Annotated in this window: 15 protein-coding genes; 6 read left to right on the top strand and 9 right to left on the bottom strand. The window is 64.2% G+C overall.

Features of this window, described 5'->3' with window-relative positions:
* Nucleotides 1–37: 37 nt before the first annotated feature.
* The 3 genes from H585_RS0101665 to H585_RS0101675 all read right to left on the bottom strand — a co-directional run bounded on the left by H585_RS0101665 (nt 38) and on the right by H585_RS0101675 (nt 4,224).
* Nucleotides 38–2,458: a glycosyltransferase gene (locus H585_RS0101665; RefSeq protein ID WP_027366503.1), complete on the bottom strand. Its 2,421-nt coding sequence runs from the start codon at nt 2,456–2,458 to the stop codon at nt 38–40.
* A 410-nt stretch (nt 2,459–2,868) separates the two neighbouring features.
* Complete coding sequence (locus H585_RS0101670; RefSeq protein WP_244432452.1) at nt 2,869–3,372, bottom strand: hypothetical protein; 504 nt, start codon at nt 3,370–3,372, stop codon at nt 2,869–2,871.
* Nucleotides 3,373–3,495: 123 nt separating this feature from the next.
* Nucleotides 3,496–4,224 carry a M48 family metallopeptidase gene (locus H585_RS0101675; RefSeq protein ID WP_027366505.1) on the bottom strand — a complete coding sequence of 243 codons (729 nt, stop codon included), beginning with the start codon at nt 4,222–4,224 and terminating at the stop codon, nt 3,496–3,498.
* A 193-nt stretch (nt 4,225–4,417) separates the two neighbouring features.
* On the opposite strand from H585_RS0101675, the gene H585_RS0101680 reads away from it, so the two are divergent.
* A complete protein-coding gene (locus H585_RS0101680) occupies nt 4,418–5,212 on the top strand; it encodes a DsbA family protein (RefSeq protein WP_027366506.1) in 795 nt (264 codons plus the stop codon).
* A gap of 442 nt (nt 5,213–5,654) precedes the next feature.
* Nucleotides 5,655–6,605 carry a hydroxymethylbilane synthase gene (gene hemC / locus H585_RS0101685; protein WP_027366507.1) on the top strand — a complete coding sequence of 317 codons (951 nt, stop codon included), beginning with the start codon at nt 5,655–5,657 and terminating at the stop codon, nt 6,603–6,605.
* Between the two features lie 242 nt (nt 6,606–6,847).
* Here hemC and H585_RS0101690 read toward each other — a convergent pair whose 3' ends face one another.
* Complete coding sequence (locus tag H585_RS0101690) at nt 6,848–7,477, bottom strand: hypothetical protein (protein ID WP_027366508.1); 630 nt, start codon at nt 7,475–7,477, stop codon at nt 6,848–6,850.
* 596 nt (nt 7,478–8,073) lie between these two features.
* Here H585_RS0101690 and H585_RS0101695 point away from each other — a divergent pair.
* From H585_RS0101695 to H585_RS0101710, 4 genes are all read left to right on the top strand, one after another.
* A complete protein-coding gene (locus H585_RS0101695) occupies nt 8,074–8,922 on the top strand; it encodes a sulfotransferase (RefSeq protein WP_027366509.1) in 849 nt (282 codons plus the stop codon).
* Between the two features lie 320 nt (nt 8,923–9,242).
* The gene (gene thrB / locus H585_RS0101700) at nt 9,243–9,776 is read left to right on the top strand and encodes a homoserine kinase (RefSeq protein ID WP_014258830.1); all 534 of its coding nucleotides are present in this window, start codon (nt 9,243–9,245) and stop codon (nt 9,774–9,776) included.
* A gap of 22 nt (nt 9,777–9,798) precedes the next feature.
* Complete coding sequence (locus tag H585_RS0101705) at nt 9,799–10,389, top strand: hypothetical protein (protein ID WP_034626895.1); 591 nt, start codon at nt 9,799–9,801, stop codon at nt 10,387–10,389.
* A gap of 18 nt (nt 10,390–10,407) precedes the next feature.
* Complete coding sequence (locus H585_RS0101710; protein ID WP_027366511.1) at nt 10,408–12,006, top strand: glycosyltransferase; 1,599 nt, start codon at nt 10,408–10,410, stop codon at nt 12,004–12,006.
* 137 nt (nt 12,007–12,143) lie between these two features.
* Here the strand turns inward: H585_RS0101710 and H585_RS0101715 are convergent, their stop codons facing one another.
* From H585_RS0101715 to H585_RS0101735, 5 genes are all read right to left on the bottom strand, one after another.
* Entirely contained in the window at nt 12,144–13,052 is a 909-nt protein-coding gene (locus H585_RS0101715; RefSeq protein WP_027366512.1) for a hypothetical protein, read from the bottom strand.
* Nucleotides 13,049–13,903: a cytidylyltransferase domain-containing protein gene (locus tag H585_RS0101720; RefSeq protein ID WP_027366513.1), complete on the bottom strand. Its 855-nt coding sequence runs from the start codon at nt 13,901–13,903 to the stop codon at nt 13,049–13,051. Before H585_RS0101720 ends, H585_RS0101715 begins: the two co-directional genes overlap by 4 nt.
* Nucleotides 13,900–15,261 (bottom strand): glycosyltransferase, encoded by a 1,362-nt coding sequence (locus H585_RS20705; RefSeq protein WP_244432453.1) that lies wholly within the window; start codon nt 15,259–15,261, stop codon nt 13,900–13,902. The genes H585_RS0101720 and H585_RS20705 overlap by 4 nt, the downstream gene beginning before the upstream one ends.
* A 319-nt stretch (nt 15,262–15,580) precedes the next feature.
* Entirely contained in the window at nt 15,581–16,012 is a 432-nt protein-coding gene (locus tag H585_RS0101730; protein ID WP_027366514.1) for an EF-hand domain-containing protein, read from the bottom strand.
* Between the two features lie 123 nt (nt 16,013–16,135).
* Nucleotides 16,136–16,561 carry an EF-hand domain-containing protein gene (locus H585_RS0101735; protein ID WP_027366515.1) on the bottom strand — a complete coding sequence of 142 codons (426 nt, stop codon included), beginning with the start codon at nt 16,559–16,561 and terminating at the stop codon, nt 16,136–16,138.
* Between the last annotated feature and the right edge of the window lie 11 nt (nt 16,562–16,572).

The raw sequence follows: 16,572 nt of genomic DNA on the forward strand, positions 1-16,572 counted from the left end.
GCGCCCCACTTGATTCCAAGGCAGATAGACACGGGGCTCAGGCCACCTGCCTACTTGCGGCAGCATCGCGATAGAGCATGTCCCAGGTGGCGTAGAACGCCTGCTCGAATGAGCGCTCCTCCATATAGGTGCGGGCGCACTGTCCCATGGACCGCCGTTGGGACGGGTCAGCCAGAAGAGACTCCATGGCCCGGCACAGCTCCCCGGGATTGACCGCGCCCACGACCATGCCGGTTTGGCCCTTGAGCACGTTCTCCTGCGGGCCGCCCTCATTCGTGACTATAACCGGCAAGCCCGAAGCCTGAGCCTCCAGCACCACGTTGCCGAAAGTGTCCGTGCGGCTGGGGAAGACGAACAGGTCGCAAGAGGCGTAGAGCGCGGCCAGATCCTCGCCCTCCAGGTAGCCAGTGAACACGCAGGGCAGGCCGCGCAGCCGCTCTCGCAACTCCTCCTTGTAGGGGCCATCCCCGGCAAGCACGAGGTTCGCCTCCGGCCGCGAGCGGTGCAGGCGCTCGAAGGCCTCGGCCAGCAAATCCAGGTTCTTCTCCTTGGAGATGCGTCCCACGTAGAGCAGCGTGCCGCCCTGTTTGATGTCGTAGCGCTTGAGAAAGCCGTTGCGCTTGGCCGGGTGAAAGCGCTCCACGTCCACGCCGCGCGGGTAGACGCGGATCTTGTCCGCTGGGAGGCCCTTGGCGATCAGCTCGTCCGCCGTGGACTGGGACGGCGCGAAGACAAGATCGCACTGATTGTAGTACCAGAGGATGTACTTCCAGGAGAGCTCCTCCATGGAGCTGTCTTCGGTGAGCTTGCCCACGTACTGCGGAATCTGCGTGTGATAGGTGCCGTAGAGCGGCAACTTGAGGATGCGCGCGATGAGCAGGGCCGTCAGGCCGATGGGGCCGGGCGTGGCCGAGTGGATGTGCGTGAAGCCCTGCTCGTAGGCGTGGTGGAGCATCTCCAGCACCGGCGGGTAGAAGACCTTGAGTTCCGGATACTCGGGCAGGTCGTAGACGCCCACGGGCTCGAAGTTCACCACGCCCTCGCCCTTGAGCGCTTGCGGGTGGCAGGTCACGATGGTCAGGTCGCGGCCGGTCTTCACGGCCAGATTCACCGAACGCTGCAGGGTCTTGGCCACGCCGTTGACCTCGAAGAAAGTATCCGTGAAGTGGCCGACCTTAGCCTCCTGTTGCGCGGGCTTGCCGGCGAAACGCGCGGCCACCTTGTCACAAAAGGCGCGGTCCTTCTTGAACAGCCCGTAGGCCACGAAGTAGGGCGCGAGCACCGTGTACAGCGCCCCGGCCGAGCCTACGGTCTGGAAGACGTCGAAGATATTGGCTCCCGAGGCGTGGCCCAGCAGATTGTCGGCGAAGATGGTCAGCACGCGGCTGGAGGCGCGGGTGGTGAAGCGGAACCACTCGCGCTCGACTTCTCCCTCGGGCAGGGCCTGGCCTTTGGCCACGGCCAGCAGATCAGGATCGTCGCAGACCAGCCGGGCCGCCTCGAAGCGCACGACGTCCTGTACCGGGCCGGTATGCGACTTGCCGCGCAGGTACTTGCGCGTGGTGAAGTAGGCCTGCAAACGGTCCATGACCCCGCTCTCCCTTGGGGCTTCTTCGGCTCCCAGGAACCTGTCCGCGAATCGCAGGAAAATGTCCTTGTTGACGTAACGTTCCAGTTTGAACCTGTTCTTATAGAACTGGTAGGCGATGGAGTAGAGATTCAGTGCCATGGCCTGGGGATTGGAGCAGCGGCCCTCGGGCCTGGAGCGGCACTCGTGCAAGCCCTGCTTGTACTCCTCCAGGCTCATCGCGCCGTCCACCACGGTGTACAGGCTGGCGATGTTCAGGGCGCTGTGATCGTCGGAGCCGCCGGTCAGCCCTTTCTTCCAGGGCTCGTCGAAGCCAGGCTCCATGCCGTGGCGCTCGGCCAGCTCGTCCATGACCTGCGGCGTCAGGCCGGCCAGGATGGCCCGCAGCACGTCGTTCTGGTAACCGTCGCGCGTGCCGTTGCACTCGAAGCTCTTGAACAGCAGAAGCAGTTGCTCGAAGTGCTCCACGGTCAGCCTGTCGTTGACCCCGTAGAGCGGATGGGCGCAGACATGCGTTATGCCCTTCTGTCGCAAATAGGGCACCAGCTCGAAGATGTTCTCGCGCAGTTTGTAGACCTCGCGGTGGATGGCCTCGTCGATGTCCAGGGCCAGCACGTGCACCTTGCAGCGGTCCTCGGGAAAATAGGCCGTGATCTCCTCGCTGATGAACGTGTCCGGCAGGTGGGCGATTTCCAGTGCCCCGTCGATGGTGTTGTGGTCGCTGATGGTCACCAGGTCCATGCCCCTGTCCTTGGCGATGCGGTAGAGCTTCTCGGGCTGGGTGAAGCTCTCGGGGCAGCCCAGCTTCTTGAGAATCCATTGAGACGGTTTCGTGGAATACTTGCAGTGGACGTGCAGATCGATCTTCATGGCGTCACCCTCCCAGGCGTGGCGACCGTCGCAGGGTCCGCCGACAGCGCGGCGGAGGAAGTCCCGTCTCCAGCGGACGAACCGCTAGCGAAAGGTTCGGCGGAGCCTTGCCCGCCGTCATGCGTGGTCGAGCGTGACCAGCATCGGGTGCAAACCCAGGCGGGATTTACCATGCAGAGACAGCGCTCCAACATGGTGGCGCGGGTGTGCAAGGATTGCCTGCCAACATCGAGTTGCTTGGAGACGGGTCGTTGTGCCGGAACCGGCCGCGACAAGACCGATTACCGGTGCTTTTCTTGTACGGTCTGGCCGTTACGCTCGGGTGACGCTTGCATTACCAGAGGTTACGAGCCGCTTACGTTTCGCAGGCGGCTGTTTCGGGTAGCGGCTCGGCTCCAGTCTCGTGGAGGTTAGCGGGCGGTTTCGATGGTGTCGAAGTAGTCGTAGTCGGAATCGAAGGACCGCGCCGAGCCGATGAAGCTGCCGCCCCAGCGCGCGTCGGTCAGGGTCAGGTTGTAGCCGAAGGCGATGGTCAAAGGGCCGGGGATTCCGACCGGCTTTGGCAGGGTGAACTCCAGATCCACGCCTTTCTCGTACCAGCTGGGAATAAAGTATCCGGCGTAGAGACTAGTGGTATCCTGGGCCAGCAGGTTGCCGGCCTGATCGGCCAGATAAGCGGCGAACCAGCCGCGATTCACGTACTCGGCCCAGCCCGGAAAGTTGTCCTTGCGAAAGGCCGTGGCTCGCACGCGGTAGGAGTCGGGCAACGGCTCAACGGCGTAGCTGAAGTCCCAGTAATGCATTTCCAGGGTTTCCGGCGCGTTGAGCGAAAGCTGGCTGCGATTCAGGTGGGCCACGGAGTCGGCCATGGCCCCGGCGCAGCCGCTTGCCAAGAGCAGCGCTGCAAGCAGCATTCCGAATGCTTGGTTTGGCGGTATTGCATTCCTGCGGGGCTGGGACATGGCGCATTCCTCCACTTGCTCGCCATGTTAGCAGAACGCGCGCGGGAAGGCCATCATGGCGGCCGCATTATGCATTCAATTCAGCAGCGCGGGCACCATGGTTCCCGCCGTGCGCAGGGCTGCGTCCAAACGCTCCATGTCCGGCTCATGGCTGGCCAGCAGGGCCTTGAAGCGCGGGGAATGGTCCATGTGCACCGTGTGACAGAGCTCGTGCAGGATCACGAAGTCGGCCAACTCGCGGGACAGGAACAGCAGCTTGGCGTTGAGATGCAGCACTCCGGCCGCGGTGCAGCTGCCCCAGCGCATACGCTGGGCGCGGAATCGTACGGCCGAGCAGGCGAGCCCCGAACGCAGTGACTGCTCGCGCACCAGTGGCGGCATATCTCGCGCTGCCCTGCGCCGCAGCCAGGACAGCAAAAGCGCGCGCAAACCGGACAAATAGCCGGGAGCTTGCTGGTCGCCGCTTATCAGCAGCCGATCCGGACCGCTGTCATTCAGACGCAGTTCCTGACCTGTCCGGCGCACGTAATCCAGACGCACGACGCTGTCCACGGCGCGCAGGCTCAGTTCGGCCGGCGGCTGCGCAATCCGACTTCCGGATGCGCCCAGCCTGCGCAGGACCCGCTCGGCCCAGGCCCGGTGGTGGGCCACCAGCCTGCCGGCCAAGGATGGATCGCTGCCCTGGGGCAATACCACGACAAGCCCCTGGCTGGCCGAACAGACCAGCTTGGCCCGCTTGGCCCTGGGGCTTACACGTACGGAGAAAGCCGGAAGATTGTGGTCCACGGGCCGCAGAGTGTCCATTTCAGGTTGATTTGGCAAGGCTTGAAGCTTACCATTGCCGGTCTGGATAGCAGGTTCGCGAGACGAGCCTCTCCTGTGCGAATTTCCGGCGCCGCATATCGCGGCCGTACACCCAGAAGGTGCCTGCCCGGCGGCAGCCTCTTCCTGCCTAATGGGGCAACACCCCTAAAAGAGTCAACCCATGGAGAGACCAATGCCCCGTTTATGCGCCATCCTCTGGGCCATCCTGCTGCTGGCCGCCAGTTTTCCAACCCACGCCCAAGCGCAGCAGATCCAGGATCAGCAGTTCAAGGAGCAACTGGCCCGAACTCTCAAGCAAAACCCGGAACTCCTCCTGAATGCCATCCGCGAGATAGATGTGGATGTATTGGATGTCCTGCAGCAGGCGGCGCTCAAGAAACGGCAGCAGGAGATTCAGCAAGAGCAGGAACGGGAGAAGCAGAATCCGCTCAAGCCGGTGGTCGATCCATCCCGCATCCTCGTGGGCTCGGCCCAGGCTCCCGTGACCATCGTTGAGTACTCCGATTTCCAATGCCCCTACTGCGAGCGCCTGGCCCTGGAATTGGACAAGGCCTTGGCGCGGCTCGGCACTCAAGCCCGCATGGTCTTCAAGCACAACCCCTTGCGCTCGCACGAAAGCGCCATGACGGCCGCCAAACTTTTCGAAGCCGTGAGCATGCAGGACAAGCAGGCCGCACGCAAACTCTACCACCTGCTCTTCGCGAACCAGGATCGCCTTGACGAGCTTGGGGAAAAGGGTCTGCTGGACTTGGCCGTCCAAGCCGGCGCAAAGCGCGAAGCGACCCTGAAGGCCATGCAGAGCCCGGAGGTGCAAAAGCGCATCGAGGCGGACATGGCCGAATTTCGCTCCTTCGGCTTCTCGGGCGTGCCCGTGCTAGTGATCAACGGAGTATCCGTGCGCGGCGCAGTGCCGGCCGAGGAGATCCTCCAGATCGTGCGCGACACGAGCGGCATCCGAGCCAAGTAGCCGTTGCAACCCGAATGCTGGGGGGCGGGGCCGAATCGAGCGGCTCCGCCCTCTTTTTAGAGCAGATCGCTTATAAGACGCCCGCTCCGGCGTTGACGGCGCAAATGAATTGCGCCTACGCCTACGCGGCGGCAAGCCATGCCGACGCATGGCTTGCAGAGCATTTTCAAAAGCAAATGCTCTACACTCCTCTGTCCCTGATTTGCCTTCAGCTCCGCATCCCCATTCGACAGCCAGGCCGCATCATGCTACCAGACCCGCACCACGCGGCCCCACACAAGCCGGGGCGGCCCAGGCGCTTCGTTGCCTCAAGGCCGTTCAAGCCCCAAAACCAAAAAGTTTTGAGGAAGGGATGGGGGGCTCGGGGGGAAGGGGAACCCCTTTCTCAAAAGGGGTTCCCCTTCCCCCCGATTCTCCCTGCATCTTCTCCTGAAGGATCACCATGCGCACGAAACTCACCATAGCCACGCGCGGAAGCATGCTGGCCTTGTGGCAGGCCGAGCACGTCAAGAGCATGCTCGTGGAACGCCACCCCGGACTCGAGGTCGAGCTGTTGATGCTCAAGACCCAGGGCGACAAGATCCTGGACGTGCCGCTAGCCAAGGTGGGCGGCAAGGGACTGTTCGTGAAGGAGATCGAGGAAGCGCTTCTGGACGGCCGTGCCGACCTGGCCGTGCACAGCATGAAGGACGTGCCCACGGAGCTGCCCGAGGGGCTGATCATCGGCGTTACGCCAAAGCGGGAGGAGCCGGCCGACGCTCTGTTATCCGTGCGTTACGACAACCTGGCCGCCCTGCCCGAGGGCGCGGTGATAGGCACCAGCAGCTTCCGCCGCCAGGCCCAGTTGCTCATGCGCAGGCCAGACTTCGAAATCAAGATGCTGCGCGGCAACGTGAACACGCGGCTGCGCAAGCTCATGGACGGCGAGTACGACGCCATCGTGCTGGCCATGGCCGGGCTCAATCGGCTGGGGCTGTCCGCGCCCAAGATGGAAGTCCTGGGACCGCCGGATTTCCTGCCTGCCGTGTCCCAGGGCGTGCTGGGCGTCGAGTATCGTAGGGACGACGCGGAGCTGGCGGATATGCTCGCCTTCATGGATCACCCGGAGACGCGCGTGCGCGTGCAGGCGGAACGCGGCTTCCTGACGGCCCTGGAAGGCGGCTGCCAAGTGCCCATCGCGGGCTACGCCGAAGTGCGCGGCGATGAGGTGCGCTTGACCGGCCTGGTGGCCGACCTGGAAGGCCGGCGCGTGATCCGCCGCGAGCGCAGCAGCCCGGCTGGGCAAGCCTGGGAACTGGGCGAGACCCTGGCTAGAGAGGTTCTGGACGCCGGAGGACGCGAGATTCTGGCAGAGATATACGGCCGTCAGGCCGTGGACCCGCGTCTGACTTAGGCTGCCTGCACCCTGCCGGCACTAAGGCAGATTGCTTTTAAGACGCCCGCTCCGGCGTTGACGGCGCAAGTGAATTGCGCCTACGCCTACGCGGCGGCAAGCCATGCCGACGCATGGCTTGCAGAGCATTTTCAAAAGCAAAATGCTCTAAGGACCAGATAGAATTTTTTGCGCACGCCGCACAACGAGAGGCCGACGGGGACCACCCCCGCCGGCCTCTCGCCGTGTGGAGGGAGCATGGCCTAACGAAATACCCAGAAGTCGGCCACGGAAAGGGCGGCTTCATCGCCATCCCTGCCCAGGCCGGCAAAACGCGCCGCGAAGAAGCCCGGCCTGACTGCGGAATCCTCCGCGGTTTCGGCCAGAAAGAAATAGTCGTCGATGAGGTGCAGGTCCCTGCCATGCAGATAGAAGCGAAAGGCCTTGGTCTCGGAGCCGAACTCTGTGCCTACGGCCAGTTCAGGGTCGCCTGCGCCGGAAAAATCACCATCCAGGGCCGCGCCGAAATCGTAATCACCAAAGCGTTCCGCCTGAACCGCACCTTGCGGCGCATCCGCGCCGAGCACCTGAAAGCCGTCGGGAAAGTCCGGCGCTGGCGCTATGCGCTCGATGCGGCCTCCAGGGTTGTTCAGGGCAAAACCCGTGATGTGCCCCGCGCCAAGGTCCTGCAGATTGGTCACGGTGATGGTCAGTTCCGCTTCTTCCGGTGAAAAGGAATGGTAGTGCAGTCCGGCCACGAAGCGCCCAAGGCTGTCAGCCTGCTCTCCGCCGTGGAGGATCGCCCCGTGGGCCAGGGATGACAGGAGCGTCAGCAGGGACAGAAGCAGCAGGAGCGCGACCGTCGCCAGCAGGCGCTTGAAACCCTTGAACATGGATGTGCACCCTTGAGTATATTGTGCCCGAAGGGCCGGCGAGGGCATTGATACTGGAAGCGAGCAGCCGGTCGGCTCGGGATGCAATGATGAAGCAAGCCGGATGCCAACTGCAGGGAAGGAATATATTTCAACACATAAAACAATACTGCCCGCCAACTGGCAGCCGGTAGTCCACAAATCGTTGCAGGCGGCATCCACGAATCGAACGGAAATGGTGTCCAAGGCTGGCGATTGACCCTTCCTGCCTGCTCTGACGCCAAGCACCTCCATCCCCCGGCCAGGCAAACCCGTGTTCATGACCAGCCGAAGCGCCACCCTTAAGCTGTCTCCAGTCAGATTTCCATCAGCATCCAAATCGGCTCACGCATAAAGTTGCCGGCTCAGCATGCTTATTGCACGCTTACCTGAAAAGGCCATCGGGCCCGAGCAGATGAGCAGCTTACCAGCGATCCGCCAGCACCCAGCGCACGGGCTTCGAGCCAGCCCATACGCTACCTTTTTCCATCTCCCGTTCGGCGCTGCGGCGCCTGGCTCACGCGCTCACGCAGGCCATTTTCCTTGCACCAGTTTCAAGCTCCTTCACGGGGGAGGATATGAACATTTTCATTGGAGGCAGCGACGCTAGCGCCGCCGCCCTGCTCGGCGAAGCACTTGCTTCCCATCCGCGCATGCTGGCTTTCAGCGAGACCAGCCTCCTGGGAGGCCGCAGCGGCGTAGCCGACCTGCTGCGCGGCACCTGCGACCTGGCCATGTTCGAGCGCAGATTCTTCCGTGTGCGCCTTTCTGAACTCAACGAGGCCTTTGCCAAGGCAATTCCGGGCCGTTATGAACTGCTGCCCCGCAAGTCCGCCAAGCGCTTGTTCACCACGGCCTTCGAAGGCCAGGAACTGGCCGTGGGCGCGGGCACCTTTGCGCGCGGAGTGAATCTCATCGCCATGAACGAAGCGGCCAAGGCCTACTGGGCCGAGATTCGCACCCTGGCGCGTACCGATGTGCGCATACTGCACAGACTCTACCCAGGCATGCGCTACGTGCACCTCTTCCGCTCGCCCGAAGAAAGCTACATGGCCACCGTGGGCGAGAATCGCGGCCCGGATACCCTGGTCAGCTTCATTTTCGATTACAAGCGCTCCATGCTTCACGCACTCTCGGCACTCAAGACCCTGCCAGCCGAGAATGTCATCGCTCTCAACCTGGACGCCTTGATCGACTCGCCCAATGACCTGTTGGCCCGTATCCTGAATTTCTGCGGCGTGAGCTATTCCCAGGATTTCCTGGCGCAGGCGGCTCTCATGTTGGCAAAGCAGAAAAGGACGCCGGCCGAGCAAGGGGCAAAGGCAGGAGAAATTGATTCCGACGAGCAGCGCCTGCTGCTCAAGCACTGCCAGCACCTGCATAGGGCCTGTCAGGCCTTGGAACAGGAGCTGTCCGGGGCCTGGTAGGGTTGGGGCCACTGGCCGCCGCAGGCGAGCCGCCCCCGACAGCGAACAGATAGCCCGCCGCCGAAGAGCGCCGGCTTTCGTCAGATCGTCGAGACCTCCCGTCAGGTACTTGCTGGCGGGAGGAGCTTGCCTGTCTTCCGCTTCAGCTCTTTTCGGCGTGCCGCGCCACATCAAACAAAACTGAAGCAGGACTCCTTACTCCCCGATATCCAAGCAGGTTTTCCTGCGCCGTGCGACTTTACGCCGTCGCGCGTCGGGTTTATATACTCCGGACTGCGCGGCCCGCTTCAAAGTCCGACGCAGCAAAGCGAGCCCCGCGCATGAGCACAGCCGTCCACATCCCGGAGACCATCTGCGTAAGCCTGATCGGCATGGCCGGAGCGGGCAAGTCCACTCTCGCCCCCTTGCTGGCGCACGCCCTGGGCTGGCCGCACATGGACACTGACCAGCTCGTCGAAGCCTACATGGGCGGCTCGCTGCAGGAGATCTACGACGCCGCCGGCAGCGAGGATTTCCTGGCCCTGGAGGAACGCACCGTGGCCTCGGTGGCCGCCAGCCGCATGGTCCTGTCCACGGGGGGCAGCGTGGCCTACTCGCCAAGGGCCATGGCCCGGTTGCGCCTGCTGGGACCCGTGATCTGGCTGCGCATCAGCCTGCCGACCTTCCTGGCGCGCGTGGGCAAGGCCGACAATCGCGGCTTCGTGCGCCGCGCCGGACTGGACCTCGCCGGCATCTACGCCGAGCGCCAGCCCCTGTACGCGCAGGCCGCGGATTTCGTGGTGGACACGGATCTGCATTCCCCCGAGGAGTGCGTACGAACCGTCATGGATTGGCTGGCCGCGCACTATTCCTAGACGCCATACACATCAGGATATCATGAAAAGCTCACGACAGGCCGTATTCCGCAAGCTGGCCATTCTGTATGACCGCATGCAGGCCGAGTATTCCGCCGCCGCCCAGGCCCTGGGTCTCTCCTGCCAAGGCTGCGAAAAAAACTGCTGCCTGAGCCACTTCCAGCACCACACTTACGTGGAGTGGCTCTACCTGTGGCAGGGCCTCAAGGAGCTGCCGGAGGAGCGCCGCGCCGAATATGTCCGCCGCGCGCACGAAAACGTGGAAGCCTGCCGAGCATCGCTGACCTTGGGCCGCACACCCGCGGTCATGTGTCCGCTCAACGACGACGGATTGTGCGGACTGTATGCCCATCGGCTCATGATCTGCCGCCTGCACGGCGTGCCTAATCTCCTGCGCCGACCCGACGGCCGCGAGATGCGCTTCCCGGGCTGCTGGCAAGCACAGGAGCTGTCCGCCGGAACATCGCAGATCCCGGTCATGGACCGCACACCGCTCTACCGCGAACTGTTGGGCCTGGAAGCCGCCCTGCTGGGCAAGAAACTCGGCAAGCTGCCCAAGGTCGACCTGACCCTGGCCGAAATGATCGTGGCCGGGCCGCCCGACTTGGTCTAAGGCAGTTCGCCAACAAAAATGCGCATCGCCTTCTTTCTGGGCCGCAACGCCGACACCTTCCTGCGCGACATCCTGGCCCGCGTGCGGCTCCGACATGACGTACGCGTCATCGGCGGCTACGAGCAAAGCCAATGGGCCGGCCCCGAGGAAACCACCGAGGCCCTGGCCTGGGCCGAGTTGGCCTGGGTCGAGTGGGCTGCCGAGCACCTGCCGGCCCTGAGCCGCATGCCGCGCGCCTGCCCCATGGTCGTGCGTCTGCACAGCTTCGAGGCGTTTACAGCCCATCCAGCGCAAACGGCCTGGGAAAACGTGGACCTGCTCATGGTCGTGGCCGAGCATATCCGCGCCGAACTGGTGGCGCGCGTGCCCGACGTGATCCGCCGCACGCGCGTGGAGATTCTGCCCAACGGCATGGACCTTTCGCGCTTTCCGCTCAAACGATCCTTCGAGCCCACGCACCGCTACGCCTTCGTGGCCAGCCTGCGCCACACCAAGTGCCCGCCGCTCCTGCTGCAATGCTTCGCGGCCATGGCCAAGACCGAGCCCCGGCTGACCCTGCACCTGGCGGGCGAGCTGTTCGGCAACGAGCTTGAGCGCGGAGAGCTGGATACCTACCTGCGGCACATGACGCAGATTCTTGGATTGGAAAACCGCGTGTTCTTCCACGGCCGCGTGGCCGACGTGAACGGTTTCCTGGAGGACAAGGATATGCTCCTGTCCACGAGCCTGCGCGAGAGCTTCGGCTACAACATCGTGGAGGCCATGGCCAAGGGCATCCGTCCGCTCATCCACCACTTCCCCGGAGCCGAGCAGGTATTCCCGCGCGAATGGCTTTTCGCCACGGTGGATGAATGCGCTGCCCTAAGCCGCAAACCGGTCAATCCAGCAGCCCTGCGCGATTTCGTGGAGCAGCGCTACAGTCTGGAGCGCCACCTGGCGCGCCTGTCCGAACTGCTCGCGCCCCTGGCTCCCGGCATCGTGGAGCCGCAATCGCATATCCGGAAGCCCGGCTTTCCCGGCACGGCCGCCTACTGGCAGGCCCGCTACCACGCAGGCCGCACCTCGGGCGCGGGCTCCTATGGCCGGCTGGCGGCCTTCAAGGCCGACACGCTCAACGCCTTTGTCGCCGAGCACGGCATCCGTTCGGTCGTAGAACTGGGCTGCGGTGATGGCAATCAGCTCGCCCTGGCCGACTACCCGGACTACACCGGCCTGGACATCGCACCGGCCGCGGTGGAGCAGTGCCGCCAACGCTTCGCAGGCGACCCAAGCAAACGCTTCCTGGCCTATGATCCACAGGCCTTCAGACCGGACAGCGGCCCGCGCGCCGAGCTGGCCCTGTCCCTGGACGTGATCTACCATCTGGTGGAGGACGCGCTCTTCGAAGCCTACATGGATCATCTCTTCGGCATGGCCACGCGCTTCGTGGCCATCTACTCCTCGGACCGGGAAGAGCCCGGAGCGCCGCACGTGCGCCACCGGAAATTCACGACCTGGATCGAACGCAACCGCCCCGAATGGAAGCTGCTGACAGCAGTGCCCAATCCCTATTCCTACGATCCCGCCGAGCCCGACGACACATCGCATTCAGCATTCTACTTTTTCACCAGAAAATAGGACGACTATGAGAGTTGGAGCGGGCTTTGCCCTTCTCAGACCCTCCCACCAGGGCCGACGCGGCCCTGAGCCCGCGCAATTCATTTGCGAATTGTTCAAAGTGCTTCCCTGAACGGGTGGGGCATGGACGAAGCTTATTAAAGCGCTTCGCCCTGAAACAGGGCCTCGGCGCGGGCCACGTCAAGCAGGCTCATGAGCAGGATGGAATCATGGCTGGGCACAAGGATGCCGGGCTGCTCCTCCATGCGTGAGTGCAAGGCCGCCAAGCCTGCGGCCGTGCCCAGAGTCAGGCCGTAGTCCAACTCATAAAGCGGCGGGAAATCCTGACGCCGGAACAGCGGTTTTCCCTGAGGATTGATGAACCCGCCGCGCGATGGCGGGTAGCTGAAGGCTCCTGCATAGGCATAGGCCCTCCAGGCCATGCCTCCGCCTTCCAGGCAACGGCCCAGGCGGTAGACCGACGGATGCGGCTCCACTTCGCGGCAGGTGGCCACGGCTTCGACGCCGGATGCGAAGCGCTCCAAGGCCGATTCGGCGGCGACGCGGGCATGACCGGCCAGCACGCACCAGGGGCTGGACACAGCCAGACGCGCAGCCGAACCCATGCGCCGGCCAGCCTCGCGGGCCAGGGCCTCCAGCAGCGCCAAACCCAAGCCGCCAGGAAGTTCCCAAACCTCTTCCGCTCCGATCAATGAAGCCAGCTCCCACACGGCCGCTTCGTCCATTATGCCAACCGCGTCGGACGATTCGGCCAGCTCCAGCCGATCCATCCCCTCGCTTCTCAGGTCCATGGGCGCGCCCGCCGCTGATGGGTGAGGCCTGGGGAAGAGCGAGCCGCTCTGGCAGGCATAGCCCTTCCCGGCTCTTGTGCAGGCCGCGCCAGTCGGCCTGACGGCGAGCGCCACGCGCGCCGTGGGCCAAGCGTTTCGCAGCAATTCGTAACCGCGAAGGCCGGGACAAGCCAGCGCTTCGGCCAACGGCACGGCCGGATCCCCGTGCAGGGGCACGGCCGGCACGACAAGCACGTCCGGTGACCACGCGTTCACAGCAGCCCTCGCGCCTCAAGCCTGCGCAACACGGCCAAATCGCACGCGTCGTGGACCTCCAGGCCGGTCAATTCCCCATACTCCACGACTTCGGGCGCATTACGCAGCATGCCCTGCGCCTCGGCCTGGACGAGCCATTCGCGGCGCAAAGCCAGCATGTCCGCCCAGGATGCGGCCCGGCCATGCACCAGGGACCAGGGCGGCAGACGCAGGAGTGAGAAGCTGCACGGCCGCAGGTACACGGCTTCGCCCTCGGCCACGCAGCCACCATCCAGATCCTGACGCACAGCCCGCCCCTGATCGTCGCGGAGAAACCAGTGCGCCGAGCGGTCCGGGCCACGAATGCCGGGCATGCATACGGCAGCCCCGCAATCCTCCGCCCGGTCCATGATCCGTTCCAGGTCGGCGGGAGTACGGAATGGGTAGCAGGGCAGGAGTACCAGCAGTGCGCCGGGCTGACAGCCGTCGAGGGCGTACAGGCTGTCGAGCATGTGGAAGAAGGTATCCTGCAGGTCGGCGCGGTCTTGGGCCAAATCCGCAGGCCGCAGGAACGGGACTTCCGCGCCATGGGCGCGGGCGATATCGGCGTAGCGAGGGCTGTCCGTGGACACGACGACCCGGCTCACGCGGCCGCAGGCTTTCGCGGCGAGCGCGGCGCGCGCCAGCAGTGGAACTCCGCCCACGGGGGTGATGTTCTTGTCCGGCAACCCTTTGGATCCTGAGCGCGCGGGGATGAGCGCCAGGACCTCGCCCAGGGGATAGCGCGGGGTGCGCAAACGTCCGGAAGCATCTTGCTCTTTTTGGTCCGCGAAGCCCTTGGGCAAATCGCCGTTGCGTAACGCTCGTGTCATGACCGTGCCCCCAATCGCGTGGAGCAGCCAAGTTCTCCGCCGGCCTTGACCGCCAGCGCCTCCTCCAGCACCGCCGCGAACTGCCCGGCCTGAAAGGGGCGGCTGTAGCGCTCGGCCAGTGGGCTCCGAGCCGGCTCTGGAAGCGGGCCATGGGCCTGCTTTTCCGTAGCCAGTTCCGTAATCGCCGCGGCAATGGCCTCGCCGTCCTCGGGATCGACCACCCGGCCCAGACCCAGCTCGCGCACGATCCCAGAGGCTGGCGAGTCGGCCGGAACCACTGCCAGCACGGGCCGACGCGCGGCTACGTACTCAAGGAGCTTGCCAGGTATGGGGTCGCGGTGGCTGGGGCCGTAATCGAGCACGGACAGGAGCACGTCGGCACGCAAGTGAGCCAGGGCCTGATGGTGCGGCAGGAAGGGCGTGAGGCGCACCACGCTCTCCAGGCCCAGCTCGCGCACGGCCTGTTCGCTCCCCGCATCAAGGCCGCCGGCCATGGTCACGCGCACGGGCGGGCATCCGCGATCCAGGGCCAGACGCAAGCCGCGCAGGAAGCGGTTCGGCCTATGGAAGGCCGTGAATTTGCCCACGTAGCTGATTGACAGCGGGCCGCCTGGTTCCGGGTTGGTGTCCAGGCCCGCGAAGTCCGCCGGGTCATATCCATTGTAGATGACGGCCGTCTTGGCTTCGGCCTGGGGATAATGTGCGCAGAGGCTCCGAGCCATTGGCTCCGAGGTGGTGGTGACGCGCTGGGCCGAGGCCAGGCACACGGGCTCGAACAGTCGACGCTCCAGCCAGGCCGGCAGCGCGCCGCGCCGGCGGCGGTAGCCGCACCAGGACCAGCCGTCGCGGTAGTCGAGCACCAGGGGCAGGCTGGTCAGCGCAGCCAGGGTGGTCGCGGCCTGGAAAGAGCAAAACGGGTTGCCGCTGGCCAGGATGACCTGGGGCCGGAAGGCGCGCACGGCACGCAGGCCGCCGGCAACGGCCCACGGCAGCCAGTATTTGAAATCGTCGTATACGCGCAGTTGATAGCCGAGGGCCTTGTACGGCCAGCCCAGACCAAGATGCCCAAAGACGGACTTTAAGGCCCGATGCGCCACGCGCAGACTGGTCGGCACATCGGCTCGGTAGATGGGCAGATCGGGACATTGCGCCAGCAGATCCGGGTCCTGCAGGCCGTATTCGTGGGCAGAGCCCGTGAGCACCGCCGGACACCAGCCATGTTCCGGCAGGTAGCGGCAGAGCTTGAGCATGCGCATGACGCCCACGCCACCCGCGGGCGGAAACTGATGGGCCACGATGAGCACACGGCGCTCGGCCGATGCATTAGAGTACGCCGGAAGACCCTGGGAGATGTCCATTTCCTCAAGTAAGCAAAAACCGTGCGACACGAGCTAGACGCCCGCACGCATAATACCGCGCCGTTCGACCTGTCAAATGCCGTCCCGAAGACATCCAGCTGATGCGCTGCTTGCGCTCTCGCCCCGCATGCCGGCGCAATCTGGCCAGACTCCTGAATGAAAAAAAAGAGAGGGTCTCTTGGGGAGACCCTCTCTTGCGACACATGTGCGCTGTCGATGAACGGCTACTTCACTACCACGGAACTCCCAGGCACATCTTACGACCGCTGTTCGTTCCAGACGCTCATTGGCAATTTTTCCGCCAACAAGCCGACTCGGATTATTCCGCCATGCTCTTGTCCTCGGGCTCAATCTTGCGCGGGTCGTTCACGTCGTAGGTCTGCTCGTCCCATACGTCGGCGCCGGAGCCCCGTTTCTCCTGCACAGGCTCCTCGGTCGCCATGGGCTCTTCGGTGGCCATCGGCTGCTCTGCCGCGGCGCCTGTCTCGCCCGCCTCATAGGCGCGCCATTCGCTCTCGCTTATGGAGCCGTCAGCGTTCTGATCGATGACGCCGAAGAGCTGTGTCTTGTCGCCCTCCTCCAGGCTATACTCATCGAACTCACCCTGGGAGACGACGCCGTCGCCGTCCTGATCCATCTGCTCGAACAGGGTGACGCCTTCCTGTTGCGTCCCGGCCGGGACATCTGCGTAAGCGCTGCCCGCGAGAAGCAGTGCAGCCACAGCCGCAGTCGCAATGACGGATACCTTCATTCGGACCTCCCTTGTTGAGTGTTTGCAACGCCCTGCCCCTCCCCTGGGGCCGAACGTATCTATTGACTGCCTGCCCGCCAGCGAGGCGAACCGGCTTGCCGATTACCAGACAGACCGCCGCCGTTATTCGGATTGTCCCTTCATGCTCTTGTCCTTGGGCTCGATCTTGCGCGGGTCGTTCACGTCATAGACCTGCTCGTCCCACACGTCGGCTCTGGAGCCCCGCTTCTCCTTCACGGGCTCCTCGACCGCCATGGGTTCCTCGGTAGCCATCGGCTGCTCGGCCTCCTGATAGGCGATCCACTCGTTCTCGCTGATGACGCCGTCGCCATTCTGGTCGATTACGGCGAAGAGTTGGGTTTTATCCTGCTCTTTCAGGCTATACTCCTGGAATTCGCTCTCGCTGACGATGCCGTCGCCATTCTGGTCCATCTGCTCGAACAGGCTGTACTCCTGCTGCTGCACGCCAGGCCCAATGTCGGCGAAGGCCAGGCCGGCACCGAGAAGCGATATCGCTACCGACGCCATGATGATAGTGAGCTTCCTCATACGCTGACCTC

Source organism: Desulfocurvibacter africanus subsp. africanus DSM 2603, from assembly GCF_000422545.1.
GTDB classification, from domain to species: domain Bacteria; phylum Desulfobacterota; class Desulfovibrionia; order Desulfovibrionales; family Desulfovibrionaceae; genus Desulfocurvibacter; species Desulfocurvibacter africanus.